The 8,068-nt window shown below is 40.2% G+C and carries 3 protein-coding genes; all 3 read right to left on the reverse strand.

The window, feature by feature from the left end:
- Window positions 1–182: 182 nt before the first annotated feature.
- The 3 genes from WN50_RS11545 to WN50_RS11555 all read right to left on the reverse strand — a co-directional run bounded on the left by WN50_RS11545 (window position 183) and on the right by WN50_RS11555 (window position 7,772).
- Entirely contained in the window at window positions 183–1,163 is a 981-nt protein-coding gene (locus WN50_RS11545; protein WP_046278694.1) for a GGDEF domain-containing response regulator, read from the reverse strand.
- A 70-nt stretch (window positions 1,164–1,233) separates the two neighbouring features.
- Window positions 1,234–7,407, reverse strand: a complete 6,174-nt coding sequence (locus WN50_RS11550; RefSeq protein ID WP_053221494.1) for a PAS domain S-box protein — start codon at window positions 7,405–7,407, stop codon at window positions 1,234–1,236.
- Between the two features lie 176 nt (window positions 7,408–7,583).
- The gene (locus tag WN50_RS11555) at window positions 7,584–7,772 is read right to left on the reverse strand and encodes a hypothetical protein (RefSeq protein ID WP_046278695.1); all 189 of its coding nucleotides are present in this window, start codon (window positions 7,770–7,772) and stop codon (window positions 7,584–7,586) included.
- Between the last annotated feature and the right edge of the window lie 296 nt (window positions 7,773–8,068).

Here is an 8,068-nt window from a genome sequence, read left to right on the forward strand (position 1 = left end):
ACTGGCTGACCAACTCATGTATGAACATAAACAGAATAAATATAGCAGTATAGCAGAAGTCAGGAGACAGTAGACAGGAGACAGAATTGAAACCTTTATCATATCATGTCCGGATAATTAGTGATCAAAAACTTTCTCATAATCCTCCTCTTTCTTCTTCTTGATTTCCTCCTGTCTCCTGTCTACTGTCTCCTGACTTCTGCTATACTGCTATATTTATTCTGTTTATGTTCATACATGAGTTGGTCAGCCAGTGCTAATCCTTGTTCGAGTGAAAAGTCATTATCATTAAAATTACAAGTCTGTATTCCCATACTCATTGAAAGTTTATAAGCTTGATTTTGCTTTTGATTTAACTCATCAATATTTGCTTTTAGCCGGACATAAAAGTTAGATATACTGCCATCTACACCGGATATAAATAAAGCAAATTCATCGCCTCCTAGTCTAGCAATAATATCCGCATCTCGAAAGGTTTGTTTTAAGATTTTGGCGGCATCAACAATGACTTTATCTCCGATTTCATGCCCTAGTGTATCATTAATTTTCTTCAATCCATCTAAATCAGCAAATACAATACAGCATGAAACTTGAGTGCGTCGAGCGATTTTGATTTGTTGTTCAGCTAAGACAAAAAAGCCTCGTCGGTTATAAAGTCCGGTTAATTCATCCGTCAGAGATAACTGTCTGACTTCTGCTTCTGCTTTTAAACGCTCTTGAATTTCCTGTTTTAAACGTTGATTTTGTTCGATGAGTTTTTGCTGCTGTTGTTGGATGAGTAATTGATTTTTTACTCGCATCAACACTTCTTGTTCTTGAAACGGTTTAGTAATATAATCAACACCTCCTAATTCAAAGGCTTGCATTTTATTTTCAAGTCTTTCTAAGGCACTAATAAAAATCACCGGAATCTGAGCCGTTTCTTCTGAAGCTTTTAACTGTTTGCAGACTTCATAGCCATTCATTTCCGGCATATTAATATCGAGTAAAATCAAATTAGGAGGATCACGATTAACTCCTTGGAGTGCCATTCTTCCATTGAGAGATTTACGAACAATATAGCCCTGTGACTCTAGAATTTTGGCTAACAATCGCAAATTATCGGGGGTATCATCTACGATGAGAATATTCGTTTCTGTCGGAGATCTAAGTAAAATCGTCATCTTTTTCAAAGTTAGAGTAGTAATCGTTTTTGGTTTAAGATTATTAATAAATTACTGTGTTTAAATTCTCTTATTCTCGGCTTTGAATGAGATTAACAATTCGCTCAAATTGATATTGGTTTGCAAGTTCTGTTAGACGAGTTCCCAGTTGAGCGAATTCAGGAGAAAGTTCATCAACTAATTCAGCGATCGCCATATCATTTCCACAAATAGCCGCATCTTCTAATTTCATCAACCAAGCTTGAGGTAATGAGGCCAAAAGCTGAGGATCAAAATGAGGTTTTGGCTTGCGAGTGTCTGGTTTCCCGTTCCAAGAATGCTCTTGGGATGACTCTTTCCCGAATGCTGAGAACACAGTTTCCTGTTGTTGATAAAGATACTCTAAACCCAAATATTCCGCCATTTTCAGAAATAAAGTCTGTTCACGGAAAGGTTTACTGATATAATCATTACAACCAGCAGCCAGGGCAAGAGCGCGATCGCTTTGGGAAGCCTGGGCGGTGAGGGCGATAATAATACTGGTTTTTCCCTGTTCGATTGCCCGAATTTGCTTTGTAGCTTCGTAGCCATCTAATATGGGCATCCGAATATCCATCCAAGTCAGATCGGGAAGCCATTCTTTCCAAAGCTGTACTGCTTCTTGACCGTTACTAGCTTCGCGTACTTCTAATCCCAAGTTTGACAGTAATCTGACCATGAGTAAACGATTTTCAGCCCGATCATCCACGACTAAAATGCGGCGATGAGGTTGCCCAGGAGCTAACCCGATCACCAGGCGATCGCTCTGTTCAGGGGTGAGATCGACTCCATCAGTTACGCGAACGGGCAGGGTAAACGAAAATGTACTTCCCTGTTCTATTTTACTCTTGACGGTGATTTCTCCGCCCATCAGTTCTAACAATTTGCGGCTAATGGTTAATCCTAAGCCTGTTCCACTAACAAAACGTTTTCCGGCTTGGGCTTGTACAAAGGCATCAAAAATCGTATTTAATTCTTCTGGAGCAATACCAACTCCGGTATCTTCGACTTCAAACATCAGGGTGTTAGGCTGTTGAAATTCCTGAGTTTGAACTCGTAGTGTTACATTGCCTTTTTTTGTAAATTTAATGGCATTACTGAGAAGATTGAGCAGAACTTGACGAAGTTTTTGAGCATCTGCCACAATAAATTGAGGAACTTCGGGTGCAATTTCAAAACAAAGGTCAAGCCCTTTAGAACTGGCGCGTTCAGCTAACATATTTCGTAGCGAATGCAGCAAGGCAATTAAATCAAAACCCGTTTCTTCTAAGGTGCAATGTCCGGCTTCTATTTTAGAGAGATCTAAGACATCATTAATCAAACTCAAGAGATGATCGCCACTGCGCTGAATAGTTTGTAGATCTTCTTGTTGAGTGGAAGTCAGGGAAGGATCACGAGCCATCACCTGAGTAAACCCGAGAATCACATTTAGGGGAGTCCGCAGTTCGTGACTCATATTGGCGAGGAAGATACTTTTTGCTAAGTTCGCGGCTTCTGCGGCTTCCATTGCTTGTCGGAGTGCAAGTTCTGTTTGTTTGCGATCGCTAATATCTTTGTGGGTTCCAATCATCCGTAACGGCTTACCTTGGGGAGCACGGAGGACAACTTTACCATAGTTAGCGACCCATTTCCACTCCCCAGACTTGCAGCGCACCCGATAGTCAAAGTTATAGTTGACGGAGGGATCTTGCAAGTGAGCATTTAGACATTCAAAGACCCTGGATTTATCATCGGGGTGAATCATATTTTCCCAAACCATTGTATTCATAATTAACTCTTCAGGCGGATAGCCTAGCATCTCCTGATAGTAGGAATTGAGGTAAACTTTGCCTGTACTGAGATCCCAATCCCAGAGTCCATCTCCAGAGGCTTCGAGTGCGAGTTGCAAGCGTTCTTCGCTCAGTTGTAAAGCAATTTCAGCTTGATGTTGTTGGGTGATATCAATGGCAACTCCTCCAATTAATAAATCTCCAGATAAGTCAGGAATTGGAAATTTATAGACCAAAAAATGACCCAGACTTTTATCTAGACGGGGCGCAATTTCAATAACTTTGAGGACTTGGAGAGTTTTAGCGACGGTCTGAATATTATTAAAATAGTCTTGAGCGATAGAAGTGGGGTAAAGTTCAAAAATAGATTTGCCAATCAGATTATCAGTCGGTAAGTCGAAGGAGCGAAGATAAGTTTGACTAACATAGACGACCAAACCATTGGCATCTGTGATCCAAGCAGCAGCCGGACTATGATTCATAAAAGTCTGAAAGCGAGCTTCACTCTCTCGCAGGGCGTTTTCGATCAGTTGTCGGGTGCTAATATCTCGCAAAAAGGTGGTAAAAATCACCTCGCCATTGAGATTTAGCTTAGAAATAGAGGCTTCTGCGGGAAACTCTGAGCCATCTTTGCGCCGTCCAAAAATTGCGCCTCGCTCTGCCATTTGTCGCCCATGACTTTCAGTTTGACTATATTGGCTAACGTGCTGATGATGAAGATTGGCAAAGCGTTCTGGCATTAACAGGTTGAGGGGTTTTCCTAATACTTCTTCTGTCGTGTAACCAAAAATTTGTTCAGCCCCTTTATTAAATAGGGTGATTTGCTGCTGGCTATTGATGGAAATAATCGCATCGCTAGCAATGTCTAAAATTCCAGCAAACCGGGCTTGAGAAATTTGCAGGTTAATTTCGGCTTTTTTGCGCTCCGTAATATCTTGACCAATCCCCAAAGAATACCCACTTGATAGCCGCACATTTGCCCAAGATATGTTGATTTGTTGTCCGGTTGCTGTTAGGGTGGTCAGATCTCTCCAGTCTCCGGTTGCGGCTAACATAAATTCTAAAACACTTTGACAATAAACGGGGTCAGGATAACATTTTGCTAAGATATCTTTTTGTTGCCAGCTTTCGAGGGGATATCCTAAAACCCGTTCAACTTCGGGGTTAATAAATTGAATTTTGCCCTCGGGGTTAAACAAGGTAATCATCACCGGGATATTATTAACAATCGTTTGAAACATTTCCTTTTGATATCGCAGCGCTTCCTCTGTTTGTTTGCGTTCGCTGATATCGCGGCAGATGCAGAAGTTCATGATATCACCGTCTAATTCGACTCGGTTCCAGCTAATTTCAACATCATATTCTGAACCATTTTTCCGGCGATGTCTCGTCTCGAATAGAGGAATAATTTCCTCTCGATTCAGCATCAGTTTTAGCTCTTCTTTTGTCCACTGAGCATCCCAATCGGCAACATTTAGAGTTTGAGTTTCTTCTAAGGTGTAGCCAATCATTCGGGCAAAACTAGCGCTAGATTGTACCACATTTCCTTGAGAATTCATCACAACAATACCATCAATTGAGGTATTAAATAGGGTTTGAGTTCGCAGCAGTTCTTGTTCAAAATTAATTTCGGCTTGTTTGCGGTCAGTAATATCCTTCATAAAGCAGTAATGCCCTACAAATTCCTGCTGTTCATCATAGGACGCAATCATCACCAATTGTTTATAGAAAATCGAACCGTCTTTGCGAATTCCTGTGGTTTCAACTTCGACTCGACCTTCTTTTAGCATTTGCTGATAGGCGACAATCAATTTTTCCAACTCGTCAGGATGTACTGTTTTTTGCCAAGCCATCCCGATCATGTCTTCAGGTTCGTAGCCGGCGATGTTCGCATAGTTTTTATTAATATAAAGGTAATATCCTTGAGCATCGAGTTTAGAAATACCTGATAAGGCATTTTCCATCACCTCAGTCATTTCTCGTCGTTCGGCTTCTGCTTGTTTTCGCTCGGTAATATCTTCTGAAAAACACAGTAAATAATCGGGCTGATCCTGCTCATTATAAACGGGAACTTTCACCGTATGCAGCCAACGTCTGCCGCGACTATAACTATCAATTACTTCTTCGGTAATATCTTTAATAGTTCTCTTTTCGATTGCTTCTCTATCTTTTTGGTAAAAAAAGTTTGCCTGTTCTGTTGGGAAAAATTCATAAACGGTTTGACCCAGTGCCTGTTCTGCTGAGATGCCAAATAACTCTTCACTGGTTTTATTCCAAAATTGAATAACCCCAAATTTTTCAGAGTGTACATCCTTGACAAAAACCGCCAGGGGTAAATGATCTAATAAAGCTTGTAAGAAATTGCGAGTGTGTTGAATTTCTTCTTCGGCTTGCTTGCGTTTGGTAATATCAATAAAGCTAATCACCACTTGTTTGAGTTCACCGTTTGCCTCAAATTCGGGGTAAGCGTTGACTAATACCCAAGTCAGGGGAGGACTGCCTTTATTGATTCCTAAGAGATAATTTTTGAGGGGAGTTTGAGTCGATAAAACCCGATGGATAGGGTATTCTTCAGTGGGCATTCGACTTCCATCTTCCCGGATAAAATACCAAGCTGGATCAATGGCAGTTTTTCCGATCATTTGCTCCATCGATAACCCAAGTAATTCACTAGCTTTTGAATTGCAGAGTAAAATCCGGGTATCAGGAGCATGAATGATAAAACCAGCACTTAAATTATTAATCAATTGTCGATATCGAACTTCACTTTCTTTTAGAGCAACTTCTGATTTTTTCCGTTCTGTAATATCCGTATGAGAACCTGTCATCCGAATGACATTCCCGGCATGATCCCACAGTGCTTGACCCCGATCTAGAATCCATTTATAGGAACCATCTTTGCAGCTCACTCTATGTTCTGAGAGGTAAAAAGGGGTTTTTTGAGCAAAATGATCTTGAATAAGTTTCGTTACGTCTGCTAAATCATCAGGATGAACTCGTTTTTCCCATTCATCTAAACTGTTTTGGATTTCCTGATCTTCATAGCCGATCATCTCTTTCCAACGACTGGAAAAGAAGACTTCGTTAGTTTGAACATTCCAATCCCAAATGCCATCGTTATTCCCCCGTAAAGCGAGTTCCCAACGTTCTTGACTTTGACGTAAGGCAACTTCTGCTTGTTTGCGATCGGCAATATTTCGAGCGATTTTTGAGGCACCAATAATATTGCCATTCTCGTCTTTAATCGGAGAAACACTGAGAGAAACATCGATAATCGTTCCATCTTTTTTACGGCGTTTTGTATCGTAGTGTTCAATGCGTTCTCCCTGTAGAATTCTTTTTAAAATCTTCTCTTCTTCCGGTTTATAATCTGCGGAAATCAGTTCTTTTCCCGATTTCCCAATCATCTCCTGTCCAGTATAACCAAAAATTTTCTCTGCTGCTGCATTCCAGCTTGTAATAATATCTTCTAAATTTTTACTAAAAATCGCATCTTCTGAAGATTCAACAATTGCAGCCAGTCGAGCCATCTCTAATTCGGCCTGTTGTCGCTGGTAAATTTCCCATTTTAACTGGCGATTGACTTTTTTCTGTTGTTTAACTTGGTGATGACGAACTTGGGCTAAATGCACGACTAATACAAATAGCCAAATTAAAATAAAACACCCGAAAAAAACGAGACTCGGTAAAAAAGATTTCGTTTTTGAGATGAATTCAAGTGTTGGGAAAACTTCAACTCGCCAATCTGCACCATAAGCCCTGACAAATACTGTTTTCTGATAGGAAGATTCAGTCGGAAGTCCGGGTTGACGATAAATTAATTCCCCTCTCTCATAAATTGCAACTTTATATCCAGATGGCACTCTTAAAACACTATCAAATAAAGTTTGAAACCGAAAGACACCAACAATAAATCCATCAAATTCATCTCCGACAAAGATAGGTACAGTTGCTAGAAATCCTTGACCCCCTTGAGCAAGTGAAATATTGGCAGTTAGAATTACTTGATTGAGATCACGAGCCAACCGTAACGTAATCAGGCGACGCCGCTCCTGACTCAAATCTTGGTTCTGTACGGCTTCATTTCCGACTACTGGAATCACCCAACGAACTTGAAAATTAGAATCAACCCATTCAATAGCCTGATAACCAGAGAAATTATTTATATAGGCGGTAGTATCGGCTTCCCAAAGTTCCCGTGCCGTACCCCCACTGGCTTGCCAACGGTTCGCTATGCGCTGAAGCCCCTGTATCCGAGTTGTGAGTTCTTGATTGAGTTGTAACTGAATGGCATCGGCTTCTTGTTGAATTAACTGATTAATCTGAAGTTCTTCGTTTATGGTGAGTTGTTGCCAGAGAAAAAAAACCGCTACAGAAGCGAATACACCCAGCAACAAAGGCAGCAGTTTTTTAAGAGGTATTTGGCATAAAGTTCTCATGGGGTTGAGTTTAGTCATAGAGCCATAAACAGATTGCTAGATCACTATATCTAAGATATCTCAAATTCATTAGGCTACATTTCGTAACTTAATGATTTGAGATGTTGGTAGAGCATAGAGCGGATCGTCAATCAATGCAGAAACATTAACTACAAAATCGAGCAATAAATATTTATCAAAAGTCAATTGAACAGTTAAGCTAACACGGATGAAGGTTGTTTTTTGAGTTCTATTTTAGTCGCTAAATTCCCCGATAACAATGAACCCCATCTGTTGAGATCATAAACAAACATCGGTTCCCAACAGTGCCGACAAAACCAATAGACTTGTTTATCGTGAATTTGACGAACCATTTCAGTTGAGCAACAGGGGCAGTCTTTCATAAAAACCTCGTTTTTTATTTTAAAAAGATGTAATTTATACTTGTTTAAAATCCGGTCAGTTCCCTTGAACCAACAACAATTTCACTCTAAAACTCAAAAATAAAGATTTGGTAAAAAATACAAAGTTGTTAAAAACTGTTTCAAATCTCAATATTTATTAAAAAAACAGTGATCAGTTATTAGTCTTAGGGGGCGGGTTTATATAGATTGTTGCTGAGAAGACATACATATTAGCCGAACCCGCCCCTACAACACCAGGGCCGTTTCCTGATCCCCCTAAAACTTGATTTGTGGGG

Source organism: Limnoraphis robusta CS-951 (genome assembly GCF_000972705.2).